The organism is Massilia sp. ZL223 (assembly GCF_018119395.1).
Classification (GTDB): Bacteria; Pseudomonadota; Gammaproteobacteria; order Burkholderiales; family Burkholderiaceae_D; genus Telluria.
The window spans coordinates 66,256-89,148 of record NZ_JAGPWD010000018.1; the positions used below are offsets into that span (position 1 = coordinate 66,256).

The window sequence follows — 22,893 nt, forward strand, 5'->3', positions numbered from 1 at the left end:
GTGGACGGCTGTGCCGTCCACGCGTGACGCCTGCATCCCGTTGCAGGCTTTGTATCACCGAATTCCTATTACAAGACGCATTCCATGCATTCCAAAATCCTCATTCTCGACTTCGGTTCCCAGGTTACCCAGCTGATCGCGCGCCGCGTGCGCGATGCCGGCGTGTTCTCCGAAGTCTTCCCCTACGACGTCAGCGACGAGTTCGTGCGCAACTACGGCGCCTCGGGCATCATCCTCTCGGGCAGCCATAACTCCACCCTGGAAGGCGACTCGCCGCGCGCGCCGCAGGCCGCCTTCGAGGCCGGCGTGCCGGTGCTCGGCATCTGCTACGGCATGCAGACCATGGCGGCCCAGCTGGGCGGCAAGGTCGAGAACGGCAAGGTGCGCGAATTCGGCTACGCCGAAGTGCGCGCCCGCGGCCATACGGCCCTGCTGAACGGCATCAACGACTTCGTGACAAGCGAAGGCCACGGCATGCTGAAGGTGTGGATGAGCCACGGCGACAAGGTGCTGGACATGCCGCCGGGCTTCAAGCTGATGGGTTCGACCGACAGCTGCCCGATCGCCGCCATGGCCGACGAAGAGCGCCGCTTCTACGCGCTGCAGTTCCACCCGGAAGTGACTCACACCACGCAGGGCGAGGCCATCATCGGCCGCTTCGTGCACGAGATCTGCGGCTGCAAGTCGGACTGGAACATGCCGGACTACATCGGCGAAGCCGTCGCCAAGATCCGTGAGCAGGTCGGCACCGACGAGGTGATCCTGGGCCTGTCCGGCGGCGTCGATTCGAGCGTGGCGGCGGCCCTGATCCACCGCGCCATTGGCGACCAGCTGACCTGTGTGTTCGTCGACCACGGCCTGCTGCGCAAGGACGAAGGCAAGATGGTCATGGACATGTTCGCCAAGAACCTGGGCGTGAAGGTGCTGCGCATCGACGCGGAAGCCCAGTTCATGGGCCACCTGGCCGGCGTGAGCGACCCTGAGCAGAAGCGCAAGATCATCGGCCGCGAGTTCGTGGAAGTGTTCCAGGAACAGGCCAAGCAGCTGACCAGCGCGCGCTGGCTGGCACAGGGCACCATCTATCCGGACGTGATCGAATCGGCTGGCAAGGGCAAGAAGGGCCAGACCATCAAGAGCCACCACAACGTGGGCGGCCTGCCGGAGACCCTGAACCTGAAGCTGCTGGAGCCGCTGCGCGAGCTCTTCAAGGACGAGGTGCGCAAGCTGGGCGTTGCGCTCGGCCTGCCGCACGACATGGTCTACCGTCACCCGTTCCCGGGTCCGGGCCTGGGTGTGCGCATCCTGGGCGAAGTCAAGAAAGAGTTCGCCGACCTGCTGCGCGAAGCGGATGCCATCTTCATCGAAGAGCTGCGCAACACCCCGTTCGAAGTGCCGCACGTGCCGGGTATCGACGCGGGCAAGGCGCCGGTGAACTGGTATGAAGCGACCAGCCAGGCCTTCGCCGTGTTCCTGCCGGTGAAGTCGGTGGGCGTGATGGGCGACGGCCGTACCTACGAATACGTGGTGGCGCTGCGCGCGGTGCAGACCCTGGACTTCATGACGGCGCAGTGGGCGCACCTGCCGCACTCGCTGCTGGGCAAGGTGTCGAACCGTATCATCAATGAAGTGCGCGGCATCAACCGCGTGGTGTACGACATTTCGGGCAAGCCGCCGGCGACGATCGAGTGGGAATGACTTGAGTAAAACAGCTAACTGATTTGTACAGAAAATCAGGCAAGCCGCCGATCGTTCTCCGCGAACGGTCGGCGGCGTTTTTATGTGCCGCGGAGTTCGCCATATGATTCCCTTCACCTTCAACGACATCGAGATAGGCGCGCGCCTGGCCGAAGCCCTGGTTCGTCAGGCGGCCGCCCTGCGCGGCATGCCGATCACCTACGGCGACCTGCTTACGCTGGCGCGTTCCCTGCATCCGAAGGACGAGGTCCTCGGCCGCGCGGTAACGGTGGGCATCGGCCCCAAGCTGCTGTTCGTGGAAGCCTTCTGCGCCCAGCACGGCTATCCCAATCTGGCATGCCTTGCGGTGAGCAAGGAGATACTGCGGCCCCGGCTTGGCTACCAGGGCGACTGGGAAGCCGACCGGCGCGCCGTCGCCGGCTTCGATTGGAGCGCGGCCGATACGCAACTGGCAGCCTACGTGGATACAATGCGCGCCAGGGTGCCGGCCCGGTTCAAGCCGCGCAAGGAACGGCCGGCGGACGTGGCCTGGTACGCTTACTTCTGCTCGCACCGGTCCGCCTGCGAAAGCTTGAACGCCGAGGACAAGCAGGAGATCATCAACCAGATGATGGCCGGCCTGGACCCCGAGACGGCCCTCGCACGCGTGCTCGCTGCAAAGCAGGACCTTGGCGCTCAGCCCTGAGGCGGAGCTTGGGCCGGCGCTGGCCTGAGCAAGCCCGCAGCGCCACCCTGGCGCAGGATGGGCTGCACGTGCGCCGCGGCGCGCGTCCCCGGCGTTCGCCTTCCGACGCCAAAGTCGCTGGGGCGGTTCAGGCCGGTGGCCACCACCGTGACGCGCATGGCGTCGCCCAGGCTGTCGTCGAACACCGCGCCGAACTTGATGATGGCCTCGTCGCTGGTCTGTGCGCAGATCGTGTTCATCACCAGCTTGGTTTCGCGCAGCCGGAGGGTCTCTTCGGAAGCGGCGATGTTGACCAGGACCCCGCGCGCGGCGCGCAGGTTGGAGCCGTCGAGCAGCGGACAGGCGATCGCCTCCTCGGCCGCCTTGACCGCGCGGTCCTCGCCGGCGTGCTGGGCCGACCCCATCATCGCCATGCCGGTCTGGCGCGTCACGGTGCGCACGTCCTCGAAATCGACGTTGACCATGCCGGGCACGGTGATGATTTCCGCGATGCCGGTGACCGCCTTGCTCAATACCTCGTCGGCGGCGGCGAACGCGCGCTTTTGCGTGATGTCTTCGCCCAGCACTTCCTCGAGACGGCTGTTGAGGACGATGACCAGCGAATCCACGCAGCGCGCCAGGGCCGCGATGCCTTCTTCGGCAACGCGCATGCGCCGCGGTCCTTCGAACTCGAAGGGTTTCGACACGATGCCGACGGTCAGGATGCCGAGCTCGCGCGCCACTTCGGCGACCACCGGCGCCGCACCGGTACCGGTGCCGCCGCCCATGCCGGCGGTGAGGAAGACCATGTCGGCGCCCTTGAGCGCATCGGCGATGGCGGCGCGCTCGCGCAGCGCGCTTTCGCGTCCGACGACCGGATCGCTGCCGGCGCCAAGGCCGCCCTCGCCGAGCTGGATGCGCTTTTCGGTCTTGGTGTTCGACAGCGCCTGGGCATCGGTGTTGGCGCAGATGAATTCGAAGTCGGCCAGTCCAGCCGACGCCATGTGGCTGACGGCATTGCCGCCTGCGCCGCCCACACCGATCACCTTGATGACCGTTGTCGGTTGGGAAAATATTGATTCGGACAAGGAACACTCCGTTTGGAAAAGATGACTGCCGGCGTGCGGCGCCGTGGCCGCATTCCAGCCGCAACAAGCGCCGGCAACTGTCGAGCCCATAAGACTAAAGGCAAGGCCGCGCACGAGAAAGTGAGAAATCGTTTCAAACGCAAGCATTTGTAATAGTTCGTGCAGGCGCCAGGAATCCTTGTCCTACCACTGCCGATGATCGATTTCATGAGGACAGGTGAGGGCCGTTTGCGCGCCCTCCACGAAACTGCGCCTCCGGAAAGGCAAAACCGTCTCCAGGCTGACTATTGCGATTAAGATACGAGCCGATCATCCCGGCCCAGATGACGGCCAACCTGCGCTTCCGAGACGAGCAATGTCGACACACAACCAGCAACGCATCCACCTGCTGTTCCTGACCGCGATCTGCGGCCTGGGCGGACTCCTGTACGGGATCGATATCGGCATCATCGATCCCGCCTTACCCTACCTGCACCGCGCCACAAGTCTCACCGAAGGACAGTTGTCGCTCGTAGTGGCGGCCGTGATGGCCGGTTCGATCCTTGGCTCGGTCGTGGCTGGCATGCTGGCCGACTGGCTGGGCCGCCGGCCGATGATGATCGTCAGTGCGCTGCTGTTCGTCGGCAGCGTCGCCGTGATCTACCTGTCGCAGTCCTTCGTCCCCTTGCTGCTGGGGCGCCTGCTGCAGGGCCTGAGCGGCGGGGTGATCGCCGTCGTGGTGCCGCTTTACCTGGCCGAATGCCTGCCCGCCAACCTCCGCGGACGCGGCACTGCCTTGTTCCAGTTCGCGCTCACGGTCGGCATCGTGCTGGCCGCCTTCATCGGCAACTATTACCTGAGCAACGCCGAACTGGCGATCCAGGCCGCCGGCAGCGATACCGCAGCAAGCACCGCCGCGGCCGACACCGCCTGGCGCGGCATGTTCCTGACGGTGCTGTATCCGGGCGCCTTGTTCCTGCTCGGTTGCCTGTTCGTGAGCGAATCGCCGCGCTGGCTGATGCGCAAGGGACGTGCCGAGCAAGCCGCGGGCGTGCTGGCGCGCCTGCGCCCGGCGGCGCAATGCGAAGCCGAGGTAGCCGAGATCGGCGCCGCGCTGGCCGAGGAGAGGGCGCGTCCCAAGCTGAGCCGCGGAGCGGCGCTGGCGGAGATGCTGACCGAGCGGCGCTATGTGCTGCCCTTCGTGCTGGCCTGCGTGATCCTGGGCTGCACCCAGGTCACCGGCATCAACTCGGTGCTGCAATTCATGTCGACCATCCTGCAGCACGCCGGGCTCGATCCGGTGAGCACGGCCAGCTATGGCACGGCGATCAAGATTCTGAATTCGGTGATGACGGTCGCCGCCATCATGCTGGTCGAGCGCAAGGGCAGGGTGTTCCTGCTGAAGATCGGCACCGCCGGCATCATGGTTTCGCTCTGCCTGCTTGCGCTGCTGTTCCACCGCTTCGAATCGCAGCGCGTCGACGTGCGCACCGAGGTGGCAGCGCTGGTCCGCGGCAATGCGCTCGACCTGAATCTGCTGGATGCCCGCTTCGCCCAGTCCGCAGCCGGGCCGGTGCAACTGACTGTCCTGTACCAGTACGGCGACAAGGAGCAGGTGGCCGAAGCCTACACCCCGACGCCAGAGGCGCAGGCCGTGCTGGCGCGCGAGCAGGCGCTGGTGCGCACGCTGCCGGACGATCAGCGTGCGCTGCTGGCCCAGGCGCAGGCCGCGTGGAGCGGGCGCGCCGAGGAGGTGCCGGAAGCTGCGCAGCAGCTGATCGCAAGCCTGGCGCCGGAAGCGCGCGCGGCCATCGACGCCGCCCGCCGCGTCCACATGGCCCAGCGCATCGCCATCCGCTCCGACAATGGCGCCCCGCTCGAGATCGTGCGCGCCAGCGTCGGACCGATCCCGGACAAGGACAGCGGCCTGCTGGCGGCGCTCTGCATCGCCGGCTTTATCGCCGCGTATTCGATCGGTCCGGGCGTGTGCGTCTGGCTGGCGCTGTCCGAACTGATGCCGACACGAATCCGTTCGGTCGGGATGGGCGTGGCGCTCCTGATCAACCAGGGCACCGGCACCTTGATCGCCGGCGCCTTCCTGCCGATTGTCGGCAACTACGGCTTCCACATGATGTTCCTGTTCTGGGCCGGATGCACCGCCGTGTATTTCATTACGGCGGCCTTCTTCCTGCCCGAGACCAAGGGCAAGTCCTTGGAAGAGATCGAGCGCTTGTTCGCCCGCTCGGGTGGTCCGGTGGGGCGGCAGGTGGCAGAGTAAAGGCAGGGGGAAACACGTGAGCAAGAAGATGTGGACTGGTGGCGCTGCGATCGCGCTGGCCTTGCTGGCAGCGCCGGCGGCTTTGGCTGACCTGGCGGAACCGGCCGTCCCGGCTGTCGTATCCCCGGCCAACGGCGCCCGCATGCAACTGCGCTGGGAAATGCAACGCAAGCCGGCGGACCAGCAACTGCCGCAGGGCGGCAGCCCGGCGCGCTTCATCCTCACCAATAGCGACCGCCAGCCCCTTCCGGCGGCCGGCTGGTCGCTGTACTTCACCGGCATCGACCGCATGCCGGTCGGCGTCCGGTCGAACGGGCTGGTGCTGGAGCAGGTGGCCGGCGGCCTGTTCCGCCTGCGCCCTGCCGCGGAGTTCAAGGGCCTGGCGCCGGGACAGACCCTGGAATTCGCCTACCGCCACCGCGATGCGGTGTTCATGCCGTCGCGATCGCCGAGCGGACCCTACCTCGTGTACGACGCCGTGCCGGATGCCGGCGTACCGCTACCGTACACGGTCGCCACGTTGACCGAGCCTGCCCAGCGCGGCAAGACCGGCAGCCCGCATTCGGAGGTGACGCCGGAAGACACTTACTGGCGCAATGCGCGTGCCGAGCTGCTGCCGGCGGCCAAGCTGCCGCCAGTCCTGCCGACGCCACTGCGCCTGGAGCCCGGCGCCGGCCGGCTGCCATTGGCGGGCCGTCCCACCATCAACGCCTCGGCGGCGCTGGCCAGCGAGGCCGCGCTGGCGCGCTCGCTGTTCCCTGCGACGCTGGCTGCCGGCGGTGGGCCGCAGCTGCGCCTGCGCGTGGGAGCGGTCGAAGGCCAGGCCTCGCTCGAGGCCTACCGCCTGGCGATCAGCACCTCGGGCGGCATCGACATCGTCGGCAACAGCGCAGCCGGCGTTGCTTACGGGTTGCAGACCCTGCGCGACCTGATGCCGCTGCCCGGCGCCGTGGCGCCGGACTTGCCCGAGCTGACGATCGTCGACGCACCGCGCTTCGGCTACCGGGGCTTCATGCTGGACGTGGCGCGCAATTTCCACGGCAAGGAAACGGTGTTCAAGTGGCTCGACCTGATGGCGCGCTTCAAGCTGAACAAATTCCATTTCCACCTGACCGACGACGAGGGCTGGCGCATCGAGATCGCAGGCCTGCCGGAACTGACCACGATCGGCGCCGTGCGCGGCCACAGCGCCAAGCCCGGCGTGCGCCTGGATCCTGCCTATGGCTCCGGCCCCGATCCGCGCGACCCCCACGGCAGCGGCCATTACACCCGCGAGGACTACATGGAAATCGTGCGCTATGCGCAGGCGCGCCACATCGAGGTGATTCCCGAGATCGAGATGCCGGGCCACGCGCGCGCCGCCGTGCAGGCGATGGAGGCGCGCTATCGACGCCTGAAGGCGGCCGGCAGCCGCGACGCCGCGCGCTACCTGCTCAACGACCTGGATGACCGCTCCGAGTATGTGTCGGCCCAGCTGTTCAACGACAATGTGATCAACCCGGGCCTCGAGTCCAGCTACACCTTTATCGAGCGCGTGGTGAAGGAGATCGCGGCCCTGCACCGCGAGGCCGGCGCGCCCTTGAAGACCATCCACATGGGCGGCGACGAGCTGGCCAACGGGGCCTGGGAACAGTCGCCCGCCAGCCATGCCATGATGCGCAGGCACGGGCTCGAGACCAGCGCCGACCTCTGGGACTACTTTTATGATCGCGTCGACGCCATCGTGCGCAAGCATGGCATGGTCACTTCGGGCTGGGAAGAACTGGCCGCGCGCAAGACGACCCTCGATGGCGGATCGAAGCTGATCCCGAATCCCCGCTTTACCCGCAACGGTTTCATCGCCTACGTATGGAACAACACGGTGGGCGCCGAAGACCTGGCCTACCGCCTGGCCAACGCCGGCTACGACATCGTGCTCACGCCGGTGACCCGCATGTACTTCGACATGGCGCGCAATGCCAACCCCGAAGAGCACGGCGTCAACTGGGGCGGCTACGTCGAACTGGACACGGTGTACGACTTCATCCCCTTCGACATCATGAAGGATGCGCCGGAGGCTGCACGGGTCGGGAAGGACCGCCTGACCGACTACGGCAAGCGCCGTGTGCGCGGCATCCAGGCCAACCTGTTCTCGGAGACGGCGCGCGATCCCGCCCGCATCGATTACCTGGTGATGCCGCGCCTTGCGGCCCTGGCCGAGCGTGCCTGGGCGGCCGATCCGGAATGGGCTGGCGCCGCCGATCCGGTCAAGGCGGCGGTCCTGCACCGCAGCGCATGGTCGGGCTTCGTCAACGCACTTGGCCAGCGGGTACTGCCGCGTCTCGACCTGGAAGGGGGCGTTCTGGCTTACCGCATTGCTCCACCGGGGTTGGTGCTCGACAGCGGCAAGGTCCTCGCGAACCACGTGTTGCCGGGGATGATGCTGCGCTATACCAGCGACGGCAGCGAGCCGACCGCGGCGAGCACGCCGGTGACGGGGCCGATCGCGGAGCGCGGCACGATCCGCGTCGCGGCCTTCGATCGGACCGGCAGGAGAGGGCCGGTCGCCAGCATCGAATCTCGCTTAGAGGCGTTCTCGTTTGCACCACAGCAGGAAGGCGATTGCCGCCATCGAAGGGCCAGTCCGTGATACAGTGCTGGCGCGCGGCATCGTGCGCGCGCACCATATGCAATCGTCAGTTCCTCCGTTCGTCACCGGATCGGCGCCTAACGCCCCCGCCTAGATAGTTCTAGCTGTAACTGATGCACACATAGAGCCCTGTTCCGACAGGGCTTTATATTTTGAATATAGATTCGGGATTCCCCATGGAAATTAAGGTCAACTTCCTCGACAAGCTGCGTCTTGAAGCCAAATTCGACGACTTCACGGTCATTGCCGACCAGCCTATTCGCTACAAAGGCGACGGTTCGGCGCCCGGTCCCTTCGATTATTTCCTGGCTTCGTCGGCCTTGTGCGCGGCTTACTTCGTGAAGTTGTACTGCAATACGCGCGATATCCCGACGGAAAATATCCGCCTCTCGCAAAACAACATCGTCGACCCGGAAAACCGCTACAAGCAGATCTTCAAGATCCAGGTCGAGCTGCCAACGGATATCTCCGACAAGGACCGCCAGGGCATCCTGCGCTCGATCGAGCGCTGCACCGTGAAGAAAGTGGTGCAGGAAGGACCCGAGTTCGTCATCGAAGAGGTGGACAACCTGGACGCGGATGCCCAGGCCTTGCTGAGCTTGCAGCCGGGCGCCGAATCGCGCACCTATATTCCCGGCAAGGACCTGCCGCTGGAACAGACCATCGCCAACATGTCCAGCATGCTGGCAAGCTGGGGCATCAAGATCGAGATCGCTTCGTGGCGCAATATCGTTCCCAACGTGTGGTCGCTGCATATCCGCGATGCGCACTCGCCGATGTGCTTCACCAACGGCAAGGGATCGACCAAGGAAAGCGCGCTGGCATCGGCCCTGGGCGAGTACATCGAACGCCTGAATTGCAACCACTTCTATGCCGGCGCCTACTGGGGCGAGGACATCGCCAATGCGGACTTTGTCCATTACCCGAACGAGCGCTGGTTCCAGCCCGGCCCCGACGATGCGCTGCCGGCGGGGATTCTCGACGAGTATTGCGTGGAGATCTATGATCCAGATGGTGAATTGCGCGCCTCGCACCTGATCGACACCAACTCCGGCAATGTGGAGCGCGGCATCGTTTCGCTGCCCTTCGTGCGCCATTCGGATGGCGAGGTGGTGTATTTCCCGTCCAACCTGGTCGAAAACCTGTACGCCAGTAACGGCATGAGTGCCGGTAATACGCTGGCCGAGGCACAGGTACAGTGCTTGTCGGAGATATTCGAGCGCGCGGTCAAGCGCGAGATCCTGGAAGGCGAGCTGGCCTTGCCGGACGTGCCGCAGGAAGTGCTGGACAAGTACCCGCGCATCGTGGCCGGCATCAAGGGGCTGGAAGAGCAGGGCTTCCCGGTACTGGTCAAGGACGCCTCGCTGGGCGGGACCTATCCGGTGATGTGCGTCACCCTGATGAACCCGCGCACCGGCGGTGTCTTCGCCTCGTTCGGCGCGCACCCGAGTTTCGAAGTGGCGCTGGAACGGAGCCTGACCGAATTGCTGCAGGGACGTAGTTTCGAAGGCTTGAACGACCTGCCGCCGCCCACCTTCGCCAGCCATGCCGTGACCGAGCCGAATAATTTCGTCGAGCACTTTATAGATTCGAGCGGCGTGGTGTCGTGGCGCTTCTTCAGCGCCAAGGCGGATGCCGAGTTCGTCGAGTGGGATTTCACCGCGGAGGGCAAGAATTCCAATGCCGAGGAAGCCGCGACCCTGCTCGGCATTCTCGAAGACATGGGCAAGCAGGTCTACATGGCGGAGTATGACCAGCTCGGTTCGGTCGCCTGCCGGATCCTGGTGCCGGGGTATTCCGAAATCTATCCGGTGGAAGACCTGGTCTGGGATAACACCAACAAGTCGCTGTTGTTCCGCGAAGACATCCTCAATCTGCATCGCCTGGATGAGGACAGCCTGGCGGCGCTGCTCGATCGCCTGGAAAACAATGAGCTGGACGAGTATTCCGACATCGCGACCCTGATCGGCATCGAGTTCGACGAAAACACCGATTGGGGCCAGCTGACGGTGCTCGAGCTGAAATTGCTGATCAACCTCGCCCTGCGGGAGTTCGAGGCGGCCCACGAGCTGGTCGGCGCCTTCCTCCAGTACAACGACAATACCGTCGAGCGCCGCCTGTTCTACCAGGCGATGGACGCGGTGCTGTCGGTCGTGCTCGATGACGAACTGGAACTGGACGACTACGTGGTCAATTTCCGCCGCATGTACGGCAATCCGCGCATGGATGCGGTACTGGGCTCGGTGGACGGCAGCGTGCGCTTCCACGGCTTGACCCCGACCAGCATGAAGCTGGAAGGCCTCGACCGGCACCATCGCCTGATCGACAGCTACCGGAAACTGCACGCGGTGCGGGCGAAGTTCGCATCCACGTCGCGCTGACCAGGCAGTGAAAACACGATAGCAAGCCGCCGACCTTGAACGCCAGTCGGCCCGTTACTGAAATCAGTAACGGGCCTTTTTGCGTGTTCACCACGAAACCGAGCCGCCGATCCGCCTCGCGGCCTTCGACCGCTAGGGAAGGCGAGGGCCGGGGCCAGCATCGATACCCGCTGAGTGATACCACGGCCGCCGAGCACCAGCTCAGTTGCGAAAGACCATGACGTCCGGCGCGTGACCCGCCACCAGCAGGCCTTGTTCCACCGCTGCCGGCTTCTGGCTCAGGTCCTCATAGAGCCAGTGGGTGAAGTACAAGGAGCCGGGCTGCGCAACGAATTGCCGCTCCAGAGCACGGAAGTGGCCGACATTCAACGATCCGAGCTGGGGAACGAGGTTGATGTCGGTGGGCCCGCCTCCCGAGTGGGGAATCGCATGGCCGCGGTGATAGCGCTTGCCGAAGCCCAGCGGATGGCTGCGCATGCGTGCCGCATCGCGCTTGTCGTGATGCTGTCCGGTACTGGTCGCCCACGCGGCAATCAGGCGCCCGTGCGCGACATCGAACAGATAGTGGCACCCGGCCTGTCCGGTCTCGACCACATCGCTCGACTGTACGCGGCCCCAATAGACGTCCAGCCAGGTCTCGATCAGGTAGGGAACGGCGGCGGCTTCGAGTGAGTGCACGGAAGCGTGCCTGGTAATCGTTGGAAGCAAGGGATAATTGGCTGCGGTATGCCTGTCCATGCATTTCTCCTGCTGGGCCCTTAGTTGCACTTCAAGGTCTTCATCCGATCGATCAGTTGCGGGTCCGATTCACCGAGCGATAGGCGCACCAGGATTTTCTCGCATTCCGGATCGACCGCCTTGCTGCCGGCCTCCGGTTTGGCGCGGGCCGTCTCCGAGTGCGTCGCCCGCGCTGGCTCCTCAGTCTTGCGGCCAGGCTTTGCCCTCTCGGCGGCGGCAGGCTTGGTCTCGGCAGCCGGCGGTGCGGCGACGTCCATCCCGAAGGCGGCGGCTCCGTAGGACGCTTCGCATGGCGGGTCCGTCGGCGCACATGCCGGCAGTTCCCATGGGAGTGCGGGGGGATCGGACGCCGGACCCGTTCCGAAGCGGCGTTTCCAGGCATTGTCCTCGACAACCCATCCATAGGCCCGCAGGTCGATGGCCTCGCGCGCCACAACGAGCACGAACTTCCATGTCCCGGGCGTCAGGGCGCCGCCCGGAAGGTCCAGTTTGCCGTTCTTCCCGGCTCGGACAGGCGCTGTCCCTGGACGGGGCGAGATGATCTCGAGCGCTTCATCCGGGCTGGAACGCAGGCCAATGAGATAGAGGTGGCCCGGCTGGCTCGCGGTATACCTGAGCGACTGGGCAGCCCTGCCGGCTTGCAGCCTTGACCTGGCCGGGTCGACCTCGACGCCGATGCCGGCGGCTTTCCTCGCCAGGATCAGGTCGAGTGCTTCGGCGGCGCTCTGGGGAACGGATGCCGGCCTTGTTTCCACAGGCGCAGGCGCAGGAGCTGCCGGCACGGGCGAAGGCGGGGTGGTGTCCGCATGTACGGTCGGCGCTGCGGCCGGTGGTGCATCCTTTCCTTCCTTGAACAGCCAGATTCCGGCCCCGGCGGCGACCACGAGCGCCGCGGCGCCGAGGATGGCCGCCATGGGCAACGAGCGCCGGCGGGCTGGCTCGGGCGCGAGCCTGGTCAGCTCGCCGGAACCGGCAGCGGGCGCATGCGGGAGGGGCATGTCCGCCGTCATCGCGGGCACCTGCATCTCGCGCTGGCCGGGTTTCGCCACCACCACGGTGGCCTCGTCGTCCGACCACTTCGTAGGTGGCGGCCTGCGTTCGGTGGCCGGTAGCAGCCCGAGTTCGCGACGGAAGACCTCGATCGATGCCGTCCGGGCGTCCGGCATCACGGCCAGCGCCCGGTCGATCGCGGCGATGAAGCCCTGGCTGTAGTCGGGCGGCGCACGCTCCGCAAGCGGAACGTAGCTGTCGCGGATCATGCGGCCCGTTGCCTGCGGCGGGGTCTCGCCGGTGATTGCCCAGTACACCACCGAGGCGAGCGCATAGACATCGGTCCACGGCCCTTGCTGCATGCCCGGGAACTCGCCGTATTGCTCGATCGGTGCGTAGCCGCCTTTCAGGATGACGGTCAGCGCGTGCGCCTGGCCCGCGATCACGCGGCGGGCGGCGCCGAAGTCGAGCAGGATAGGGGCGCCGGAGTCGCTCAGGATCAGGATGTTGTCCGGCGCCACGTCGCGGTGATAACACTGCACTGCGTGCAGGACCAGGAGCGCATCCGTCAGCGGCATCAAGAGATCCTTGAGCCAGGTTTCGCTCGGCGGTCCGGGCAGCGACCTGACGGTTTCCCCGAGCGTCCGTCCCCGGTAGTACGGCATGGCCATATAGGCCGTCCCGTTGGATTCCCAAAACCGGTAGACCTCGACCAGCGAAGGACTATGGAAGCGCGCCAGCAGCCTCGCCTCGTTGACGAAACTGTTCAGGCCCACCTGGAAGGTTTCGCGATGCCGCTCCGACAGCGGGCTGACCTCGGTCCGGTTCCTGCGCGAGGCGAAGGAGGTCGGCATGTATTCCTTGAGCGCCACGACCCGTTCCAGCGAGTGGTCCCAGGCCAGGTAGACGATGCCGAAGCCTCCCTTGCCTATGATGCCGGTAATCTCGAATTCGCCGACCCGGCTGCCGAGGGGCAGGGCGCGCTCGTCCCATTCCTGCCCGGTTGCCGAGGGGCCCTCGCCGGCGTCGGGATTGGGCCTGGTGGGCGCATGGGTGTCGGCCGCTGTTTTCTTGGGATCGGTCACGTCGGGCACACCCAGCGCAAGGCCTGCCAGGTTCAAAACCGGAAGCGCACGCCGGCGGCGGCGGAGATGCCCTTGGTCTGGCCCCGCACCCGGTCGTCCATGCCGGCCACGTAGATATCGGTCCTGCTGTCGTACGGGTAGACATAGGCCGCACTGACCGAAGTATGCTTGCGGTCGACCGCCGGGCCGACCGCCTTGGCGCGTCCGACCTGCGTCTGCAGCGTGCCCGGTCCGATGGCGACCGTCACGCCGGCTGTATTCAGCTTGCTGCGCACGTCGAGCCCGCGGTCGCGGGTCTGGGTATGCAGGCCGAAGACCTTGACGGTCCCGAAGTTGTAGGATGCGCCGGCCTGCCAGGTATTCTCGATGACCGGATCGGCGATGCCGTCGTTGCGGTGCACCCGCTGGGCCGAGAGCGTGGCGCCGAACAGTCCCCGCGACAGGATCACGCTGACCGCGGAGCGGTCGCCGCGCGCTTCGCTCGGGCCCTGGCTGTACATCAGGTTGCCGGTGACGCCGCCGAGGCTGGGAGTGCTGTAGCTGACGGCCCGGTTCCAGTAGAAGTCGCCCTGCACGCCCTCCAGGTTGCCGGAGCCGAAGATATGGCGGATCGCGGGAGAGAACACCGGCGAGTTGCCGAGGGCGTTGAAGCGCGCGGTGGTATCGAACAGGAAGGTCTGCAGGCGTCCGACCCGCAGCGTGCCGTATTTGTTGTTCGTCAAGAAGAGGAAGGCGTTGCGTGACAGGTGGGGATCGTTGCGGTTGCGCCCGGTGCTCAGGTCCTGGAAGCGCAAGAAGGTTTCGAGCGTCACGCCGGGCGTCCAGCCGTTCTCCAGCCCATACTTGGCCGTTACGCCGACGAAACTCGCGCTCAGCGAATTGCTGTTGAAGCGGTGTTCCCGGATGGCTCCACTCGGCTCGAAACGCCCATACGAGAAGTCCAGCACGCCATTGAAGGCGTAGTCCGCCTGCGCGTGGGCACCCATCGAGACGAGGGCGAGCAGGCCTGGGACCACGCAGCGCCGAAACCTGAGTGTGTGCATCATGAACGATCCTCTCTGTCGAATACTTGTTTGACCGGGCACTGCTAGCGGATACCTGGGAACCACGAAACTGCGGCCGTGTAGCCCATCCAGGCGGCATTCATGGCGGCATGCAGCGCGATGCAATAGCGCAGCCGGCCGGTGCGCTGGTACACGGCCCCGATCAGCAGGGCCGGCAGCGCGACGGCGAACGCGGCGGCGTCGGCGCGCACCAGGGCATGGGCGGCCCCGAAGGCCAGCGCAGTCCCGGCGATGGCTAGCCGGGGCGCGGCCGGCCAGCGGCGCCGCAGGACTTCCTGTACGCCGGCGCGGAACACCGTTTCCTCGAGCAGGGGCGACAGCACCAGCAGGACCGCCAAGTGCTGGACGTCCTGGCCGGCTGCTGCGAGCCCCAGCCCTGCCGCGAGCAGGCCCGCCGCAGCGAGCGGCATGCCCGCCGCGGCCGGCGCCGCCGTCCGTGACGCGCCGTTCTTCACGGCTGACGCCGGCGCGCTGCGCGCGCGCGATGCCGGTAGAGCAGGGCGGCAAATGCCATACCGACCAGGGTCAACAGCGTCGGATCGAATGGGGCGTCGCCGGAGACCAGCGAGCAGCCGCCGCTGGAAACCTCGGCGCTCTGCGCGCCGCTGCCTGTCAGCGGTACCGTCACGGCGCCGGCGTCGGTGCTGACGCGCAGGGAAGCCGTAGCTACGTCGGCATTGGTGGGCGTGAAGGTGACGGTCACCGTGCAGTCGCCGCCGCGCGGCAGCGTGAACGGAGGGGCGGGACAGGTCTTCGGCTGCACGGTGAAGGGACCGCCGGCTTCGATCGCGGTCACCTGCACCACCCCGTCGCCGCCACTGGAGAGCCGCACCTCGGCTGGCTCCGAGCGTGCGCCGACGCGCACCGAGCCCATTGCGAGGTTGGCGGCCGAGGCGGCGAGGAAGGCCGAGGAGCCGCCGACGCCGCGTCCGGTCACCGTGATCAGCGGAGGCGCCACGCTGCGTGAGGAAAGGACCTCCAGCTGGGCACGCTTGAGGCCGCCGCTGCCCGGGACGAAGCGCACGCTGATGGTGCAGGAATCGCCTTCCTGCAGGGTGGCCTGGCAACCGCTCGCGCTGAAGCTGGAGGCGTCCGCGCCCACCATGCGGATCGTCTCGATGGTGGCCGCGCCCGGGCCGGCGTTGCGCAGGGGGACCGACAGGGGTTGCTGGGACTGCTGGCCGGCCATGACGACGCTGGTGAACTCGATCTGCGCCGGCGTGCCCGGCGTCTGCAGGACTGGCGGCGTCGCCACCGTGCCGGCGACCGCCGCCAGGGTGACGGTGCGCCGGGGCGTGCTACGGTCGTTGCTGTCGATCTGGATCGAAGCGCTGTACGGCGTCTCCGGCCGGGTCGGATCGGGGGTGAACTGAACCTGCACGGTGCAGCTGGCGCCAGGGGCCAGCGTCCGTCCGGCGCATGGCGTCTGCGAGCTGCCGGAATCTGGCAGCAATGCGAAGCCTGTACCGCTCAGGCGCACGTCATTGATCTGCAGGTTGTCTGTGGCGCCGACACCGTTGCTGATCACCAGCGGACGCGGCGGATAGGAGGCGCTGATGAACCGGCGGCCGAAGTCGATGGCGTCGGCCGACAGGGCGAGCGTGGCGCTGGGCGCCGCGACGCCGGTGCCGCAGACCTGGCGGCTCTGCGCGCCATTGCTGCTCACCGCGGCGCGGATCGTGATCGTGGTGCAGCGTTGGCCGACGGCACCGGGCGTGAAGCGCAAGCCGACCGTGCAGCTTGGCTCGGTACCGGCGCTCAGCCGTGCCAGCGGGGATGCGTTCACGCAGTTCTCTGTGAGCGCGAATTCCTGGGCATTGCTGTTGGCAAGCTCGGTAAGGTCGAGGCCATCGGCATCCCCGCTGTTGAAGACCTGGAACTCGTTCCACTGGGCGCTGGCCGAGCTGACGGGCTGCGAGGCGAAGGCCGGCGGCGACACGTGGCCGCTAGCGTCCGCGCCGGGGTTCGTGAACAGCCCGATGGCCGGCTGCGGCGCGGCCGTCACGTTGCCGCTCATGGGGACGTCGACCACGGTACCCGATGGGGCGTTGTGGGTGACGCGCAAAGTGGCGGTCCGGACGCCGATGCCGCCGGCCGCGCCGAGCTTGGCCGGGTTGAAGCGCAGCGCCAGGGTGCAGGCGGAATCGGAGGCCGGCTGCAGGGTCGTCGTGCCGGAAACCGGGCTGCCGGCCGCATTCGTGAGGCAGGCGCGGGGCGTCGCGGGGCAGCTGGTGCTGTCGCCCAATTCGAAATAGTTCGAGAAGTCGGCGCTGCTGCCGCCGGCCTGGACCGCCGCGACGCTGAGCGTCAGGGGCGCCGTGCCGCTGTTCTGGATCGTGGGGCACAGCGTCTGCGAGCTGTTGGCGGCCGCGGCGAACCGTACCAGGGCGTCGAAGCCGGACGGCGAGTAGATCGGGGCGGGGACCACCGGGGTCGGGGTTACCTCGATGTCGGCGAAGGTCGTGGAGACGTTGCCGCCGGCCGTCGGCTGCACGGCCAGCGTGACGCGATAGGTGCCAACTGTCGCGAAGGTGACGTTTTGCGTGGCGGCGGTGCCGCCGGTGGTCGTCACGTTGGCCGGATTACGTACCGACCACTGGTAGGTGACCTGGTTGGCCGGGGTGCTTGTCGTACCACTCAATGTGAGGGTAGTGCCGACCACGACGCTCGTGGGGGGGCTGGTGATGATCGCCTGCGCGACGACCGGAGGGGGGGCGCTGACGTTGATGTCGACGGATGCGGATGCGGGCGCTCCCCCCGCGGTCGGGGTGACGGTGAGCGTCACACGATACGTTCCCGCTGTCGAGAATGTGACGTTCTGGGTCGCCGCCGTGCCTGCCACGGAAGTGGCGCCGGCCGGATTGCGCACAGACCACTGGTAGCTGAGGCCGGTCGATGGTGTGCTGCCACTGCCGTCGAGCGTCAGTGTGGTGCCGGCGACCACGCTGGTGGCAGGGGCAGCGATGTTCGCCTGGGTAGCGGCAGTGACTGCGACGTCGATGAACGTCGAGTCGGTCGCGCTGATGCCGGTTGGTTGAACGGCGAGCGTGATCCGGTACATGCCCACAGCCGAGAAGGTCACATCCTGGGTCGCAGCCGTTCCCCCTGCCACGGTGGTATTGTCCGGGCGGCGTATCGACCATTGATAAGCGAGACCGCCGGACGGTGTGCTCGCGCTACCGCTGATCGTGAGGGTAGTACCGGCCACGACGCTGGTGGCTGGGCTGCTGATGACCGCTTGCGGCGGCGCAACCACGGTGATGTCGACGAACTCGGTATCGGTGGCGGAGAGACCAGTCGGCTTCACCGCAAGGCTGATGCGATAGGTCCCCACCGTTGAGAAAGTCACGGCCTGGGCGGAGCTTGTTCCCAAGTTCGTCGTGGCGTTGGCCGGATCGCGCACCGACCACTGGTAGGTGATGTCGCCGGCAGGGGTGCTATTGTTGCCGCTGATCGTGAGGGTGGTGCCAATCAGCACTTTGGACGTCGGCGAGGTGATGACGGCATTCGGCGGCGGAGATACGGTGATGTCGACCGATTCCGAATCAGCAGTGCCGCCTGTTGGGGTCACGACGAGCGTGACGCGGTATGTCCCTGCAGTCGGAAAGCTTACGCTTTGCGTCGCGTTCGCGTCCAAGACCGTGGTTACATTACCTGGATTGCGCACCGACCACTGGTAGGTCACGCCGGTGCCAGGGGTACTGGCGCTGCCGTCGAACGTAAGGTTAGTGTTGACAAGGACCTTGGTGGCTGGACTGGTGATCTTGGCATCTGCGACGATCACAGGGTTTCGCAGGTTGCGCTCGGAAATCAAGTAGGCGTAGATGTCGGCCGATTCGTCCCGGGCAGTGGAATCTCCTGAGTTGGCGGCTTGCCCGAGCGTGTGCATCGGGTGTCCGCTTCCTTGCAGGACTAGCCGATTGCGGAAGTTCGATAAGGAGTTGGCCCACCAATCCGGTGCGCTGGTCGGGCTGAAGAAGCGCAGCTGGTAGCTGCCGCCCGTCATGCCCGATGAGGTCGATGTCCCACCATGACAGCTGATGCACGTCGATCCGGAATACGCCTTCGTTTGGTACAGGAACCTCCCGTTCGTCGCGTCAGGCGTGGCCTCTGTCGCCCACGATACCTGGCTGCCTCCGGCAAGCACGAGCACCAGCAGCACGTGCAGGATCCGGACAATCCCTCTTTGCCAAAACGCCATCATTGCGCTCTCCATATGTCGCATGCAATTGAGTCAAAGCCAAAGCAGCGTCGCAAGCATGGTTCAGATACAGTCCACTACCCTGAATTCGACGCGCCGGTCGAGCGCATCGCGCTGGTCGTCGGTTCCCAGCCCCACGAGCGCCTCTTTCGATCCGACACCCGCCGCCGTCAACCGCGTGCTCAGGCTGCGATTGCGCTGGACAAGCATCTGCTGCACCGCCTCCGCGCGCTGGCGCGACAGGTTTTCGTTGACGCGCGCACTGCCGGTGCGGCTGGTGTGGCCGACGATACGGACGCATGCGGCCTTTTTACCGGTTCCCTGGGCCAATGAGCTAAGCCAGATCTGGTACTGCTGTGGCAGGTCGCCGACCTGATTGAAGGTGGTCTTGCCAGGCTGGAACAGCATCTTGACCGGTAGGCGCTTGGCCTCGAGCCCGGAGTCGACCAGCTTGGCGAACGCTTCCCGGGCAGCCTCGCGCTGGCCCAGCTGCCAGCTGGTCAAATAAAGGCCGTTCAACACCCGCAGGTCGCCCGGCTCGGCCAGGGATTCGGCCTCCTTGTAGAGCGTGTTGGCGAGCGGGATTTTCCCCTCGCCGTAGGCAATAATGGCTTCGTTGACGACCGCAGCACCTGGGAGGCGGGCAAGGTAATCGGGGTCCGCAGGGTCGCCGATCTTGGTGTTGACCTGGCACGAATTGATGTAGCCGGACACGGTCTTATCCTTGTGCCAGGTAGGGCTGTCGCGGTAGAAGGGGAGGGGTTCCGGATTGACCGAGTCGACCGTGGCGCGGTCGATCTGCTTGGCTACCACCTTGCCGGTGCGCAGGTCAATCAGCGTGAGCCAGACCCGGAACGCGTCCGGGACCTTGTCGACCGAACGCTCGACGGTCACGGGCGTCAGCGTGCCGATCAGCAGTAGCGGCTTCTCGGCGAGGGCCTGCCGGGTAAGTGGTTTGACCGACCAGGTGTCATGCGCTTGATTGATGATCGACTCGAGCTGGGCGCCCATGCGGGCGGTACTGACCGTCTGGCCGCCGGTATTAGCGTCGATTAGCGGGTCTACAACCAGCGCGCGCGGCTCGTCGCCCAGCTGGGCGCGGGCTTGCGCGAACAGATCCTGCCCGGCGCGCGCGACCGCGCCCTCGAAAGGAATCGGGGGCGGCGCGACGAAAGTGTTGTTCGGGACGGGTCGCGACGGCGCATTCGCCAGCGTCTTCTGTACCGGTTCAGCTGCCTGGGTTGCCGTGGCGGGCGCACTCTCGCTGGCCTGCGGGATGGTCGTTGCGGCGGACGGTGTGGCCGGGCTCGAGCATCCTGCGAGTAGCGCCATGGCGGCTGCGGCCGGGCGCCAGTCGGGACGGCAAAGCGCGAGCGAGATACTCAGATTCATGATCGGTGTCCTTTCGTCCGGCGATTGGTTAGCGTTTGGGATAGACAGGATCGGGTAGCGGCGTATCGCATCCGAAGAAAGTCCGCATCAATCCGGCCAGTGCCGGATCGGCCTTGACTCGTGCCGCCATGTTGTTGCGGGTCACCAACGCATTCGGCATGCTCGCGTTCCTGGCGAGGTCATGGGTTCCGCCGCACACGTGCGTCGCGGAGAGGCTCCGCATCGCCAATGGACCGCGCTTGTCCCAGTCGAAGTTGTCGCCCAGGGCCGTGTGGCAGGTGCGGCACGAGGTACCGATGACTTCATGGTAGAACTTCGAAGCACCCGCCGTGGCGGACTGCGTTTCATCGACACGCCAGGCCGGGGGCAGGTAGCCCTTGTCGAGCGTCTTGCCGCTGGCGTACCAGCCGTCGATGAGGCGGGTGGTTGCAGAATCGGGCGCTTGGGCGCCGGTCCTCTCGGTGGCGCGCACCATCTGGTTGAGCAAGTACAGTGCGTCGCTCTGGGCCTGCTCCGTCAGCGCAGCGCTGGAGCCGAACAGGTAGTTGCCGGTGTCGAATGGCAAGAAGCGGGAGCCGAGGAAAGGCGAGGGGTTGCCTTTCTCCGGGAACCTGCCGTTGTACTGGGTGCCACCGTGGCAAGCGACGCAGGCGCCCGGCATGTACTTCTCGCCGCGGCCGTCGAGGTTGATCGAGGGCAGGAGCGAGCCATTCGGGGCAAAAGTCAGGAACTTGGTGAATGGGACGCCGTTGTTGACGCCGGGGCTGCTGGTCCATTCCATCGCGACGCAGGCGACCTGGTTTTCGCCCTTCAGTCCCGTGTCGAGCACCTGGTCGATCTCGATCTGGCTGCTGCCATCAGGCCCCGGATGATTGCACACATAGAAGGCCATCGAATCCGGCGAGTTGCTGGTCGCGACCATCCGGCGGACCAGGTTCAGGTCCCACCGGTTGATGTAATTCGCCCTGACTTCGGTATTGCTGCCACCGAAGGGCGCGAAGCGATGCTTGCGCTTCCAGTCGTCGAACGAGATCGCATCGGTCATGTTTCCTTGCGCGTCGCAGCCGCTGGCCGCTCCGATCGAGCGGTAGTACATGCAGGCGCTCAGACGCGTATCCCGTCCCTTGTAGGTGAGGAAATGATCAGCGTCCGGCATTTCCCGCGATTGCGCCCCGGCCAGTTCCAGCTCCACCATCTGTCCACGTACGTTGCCGTCCTGCCCGTTGGCGACCAGCTTCGCCACCCGCGGGCGGCTGTTCGGTATCTGGTGCGAGAGTTCGACTGGAGCGTCGCTAAGATATCCGGTAGAGGGCGGCGCCGGGACGTCGAGCGTTGCGGTGTACCCCTCGCATTGCACCCGGAGCTTGAGCCGGGCTTGCGTGGCGACGGCGGCGTCGAGCGCATAGTCCCCGAAGCGGTTCACCCGCAGTGCGGGTCCATAGGGCGTGCCGTCCGCCTCGAGCAACTGCACCGTCGCTGAACGCTGCATGCCGAAGAAGTCGTTCTCCGTTCCGCAGGCACCCCCATCGGACAAGGCAATGTGGCCGAACAGGCGCAAGTTGCGACCAGCCGTCAGCGGCGGCTCGATCTGCAAAACGGTCGCGGTAGTGGGCGGGGCGAAGCCGGGAAGGCAGTTTGCGAGGACGACGCCCTGCGTGGTGGTGCACTGGATGTCGTACACCTGACCCGCATCGAGCTTGGGCAAACTGACTTCGCCCCTCAGGTCCGACGTGCCGCTAAACACCACCGCGCTTCCGGAGACCACTTGGACCTGCACGTCGGGCAGGTAGACCGTGCGTCGCGCTGCGGCGCCGCCGGACGCCGCGAAGCTGGTCGTGCCCGGTGCTACAAAGCGAAGCCGGATGGGCGCACCTGAAAAATCGCTGACAACGGGTTCCGCCAGCGTGAGCGGCGACCGGGCGGGCGCCTTGGTCTCAAGCGGATCGGTGGAGACTGCGTACTGCCGTTCCACATAGCCGCCCTTGCCATCAGAGATCATGACGTACGCGAAATGCAGTCCCGGTCCATCGGGCATGGTCCACACGGTCTCGCGCGCGTTGCGGTTCTCGATCGTTCCCCCGGTGACCCGCCATTCGTAGCGCAGATCGTCGCCATCGGCATCCGAGGCTTCGACGCGCAGGGCAGTCCTTGACGGGCCGCTGTCCGCCATGCTTCCGGTGCTGCCCGTCGTGCTGCTCCCGCCGCCGCTTCCGCCGCAGGCTGCGAGCACCGCAGCCGTCAACAGCGCAAGTACCGTTGTTGGACCGGCTGCCTTGCGACGGCAGTTCCAGGGATGACAAGCGTTCATCGGATCACCTCTCCCCTAACTCGGCTCTAGCCCTGCATGGGCCTTGGTCGTCTTCGTGCGCTGCCTCGACGTCTGCAGCACGTCCACGGCGTTGTAACTGGCGGTATATGCCGTCCTCCGGAAATCCGGCTGGCTCGCTGCAAGGACCATATGGCGCAGCCGAGCGACTAGCCGATTCCAAACAGCAACATTCGCCTTCTTCACCGAACAGATGCAATATTAGCAACGTAGGAAGAATACTACGCTATGTAACCGAAAGAGATAGAAAATTTTTTACCTGTGGTGCTCAAACAACCTCAGCAGTAAGAGACGGTCGAGGCAGCTCAGGAATGTTGCCTCAGGTGAAATGCCGAATTCAGACAGGCTCCCGGATATGGGATTGTGGTCGTATTGCTACAAAT

Annotated in this window: 13 protein-coding genes; 5 read left to right on the forward strand and 8 right to left on the reverse strand. The window is 65.9% G+C overall.

Translation table 11 applies throughout. The annotated features are described in order from the left end of the window. Window positions 1–84: 84 nt before the first annotated feature. Together guaA and KBW95_RS12980 are read left to right on the forward strand one after the other, a co-directional pair. Complete coding sequence (gene guaA / locus KBW95_RS12975; RefSeq protein ID WP_211525041.1) at window positions 85–1,695, forward strand: glutamine-hydrolyzing GMP synthase; 1,611 nt, start codon at window positions 85–87, stop codon at window positions 1,693–1,695. Between the two features lie 103 nt (window positions 1,696–1,798). Then, entirely contained in the window at window positions 1,799–2,380 is a 582-nt protein-coding gene (locus KBW95_RS12980) for a hypothetical protein (protein ID WP_229429725.1), read from the forward strand. On the opposite strand, the gene ftsZ is transcribed toward KBW95_RS12980, so the two are convergent. Further along, on the reverse strand, window positions 2,371–3,447 hold the full coding sequence (ftsZ, locus tag KBW95_RS12985) for a cell division protein FtsZ (RefSeq protein ID WP_373888793.1): 1,077 nt from the start codon (window positions 3,445–3,447) through the stop codon (window positions 2,371–2,373). The genes KBW95_RS12980 and ftsZ overlap by 10 nt on opposite strands. A 355-nt stretch (window positions 3,448–3,802) precedes the next feature. Here ftsZ and KBW95_RS12990 point away from each other — a divergent pair, with 355 nt between their 5' ends. The 3 genes from KBW95_RS12990 to KBW95_RS13000 all read left to right on the forward strand — a co-directional run bounded on the left by KBW95_RS12990 (window position 3,803) and on the right by KBW95_RS13000 (window position 10,714). Further along, complete coding sequence (locus KBW95_RS12990; RefSeq protein WP_211528428.1) at window positions 3,803–5,704, forward strand: MFS transporter; 1,902 nt, start codon at window positions 3,803–3,805, stop codon at window positions 5,702–5,704. Between the two features lie 16 nt (window positions 5,705–5,720). Beyond that, entirely contained in the window at window positions 5,721–8,333 is a 2,613-nt protein-coding gene (locus KBW95_RS12995) for a family 20 glycosylhydrolase (RefSeq protein ID WP_373888794.1), read from the forward strand. 176 nt (window positions 8,334–8,509) lie between these two features. Then, on the forward strand, window positions 8,510–10,714 hold the full coding sequence (locus KBW95_RS13000; RefSeq protein WP_211528429.1) for an OsmC domain/YcaO domain-containing protein: 2,205 nt from the start codon (window positions 8,510–8,512) through the stop codon (window positions 10,712–10,714). Between the two features lie 201 nt (window positions 10,715–10,915). Here KBW95_RS13000 and KBW95_RS13005 read toward each other — a convergent pair whose 3' ends face one another. From KBW95_RS13005 to KBW95_RS13035, 7 genes are read right to left on the reverse strand one after another with little or no spacing between them, the layout of a single operon-like run. Next, the gene (locus tag KBW95_RS13005; protein WP_211528430.1) at window positions 10,916–11,452 is read right to left on the reverse strand and encodes a DNA/RNA non-specific endonuclease; all 537 of its coding nucleotides are present in this window, start codon (window positions 11,450–11,452) and stop codon (window positions 10,916–10,918) included. 20 nt (window positions 11,453–11,472) lie between these two features. Further along, window positions 11,473–13,527, reverse strand: coding sequence for a serine/threonine protein kinase (locus KBW95_RS13010; protein WP_373888795.1), 2,055 nt, complete (start codon window positions 13,525–13,527; stop codon window positions 11,473–11,475). Window positions 13,528–13,559: 32 nt separating this feature from the next. Then, window positions 13,560–14,573 carry a porin gene (locus tag KBW95_RS13015; protein WP_211528432.1) on the reverse strand — a complete coding sequence of 338 codons (1,014 nt, stop codon included), beginning with the start codon at window positions 14,571–14,573 and terminating at the stop codon, window positions 13,560–13,562. 41 nt (window positions 14,574–14,614) lie between these two features. Then, window positions 14,615–15,046, reverse strand: coding sequence for a JDVT-CTERM system glutamic-type intramembrane protease (gene mrtJ, locus KBW95_RS13020; RefSeq protein ID WP_211528433.1), 432 nt, complete (start codon window positions 15,044–15,046; stop codon window positions 14,615–14,617). Then, the gene (locus tag KBW95_RS13025) at window positions 15,043–18,795 is read right to left on the reverse strand and encodes a choice-of-anchor D domain-containing protein (RefSeq protein ID WP_211528434.1); all 3,753 of its coding nucleotides are present in this window, start codon (window positions 18,793–18,795) and stop codon (window positions 15,043–15,045) included. Before KBW95_RS13025 ends, mrtJ begins: the two co-directional genes overlap by 4 nt. Before the next feature lie 60 nt (window positions 18,796–18,855). Then, entirely contained in the window at window positions 18,856–20,184 is a 1,329-nt protein-coding gene (locus KBW95_RS13030; RefSeq protein ID WP_211528435.1) for an OmpA family protein, read from the reverse strand. 28 nt (window positions 20,185–20,212) lie between these two features. Beyond that, window positions 20,213–22,492, reverse strand: coding sequence for a hypothetical protein (locus tag KBW95_RS13035; protein ID WP_211528436.1), 2,280 nt, complete (start codon window positions 22,490–22,492; stop codon window positions 20,213–20,215). Between the last annotated feature and the right edge of the window lie 401 nt (window positions 22,493–22,893).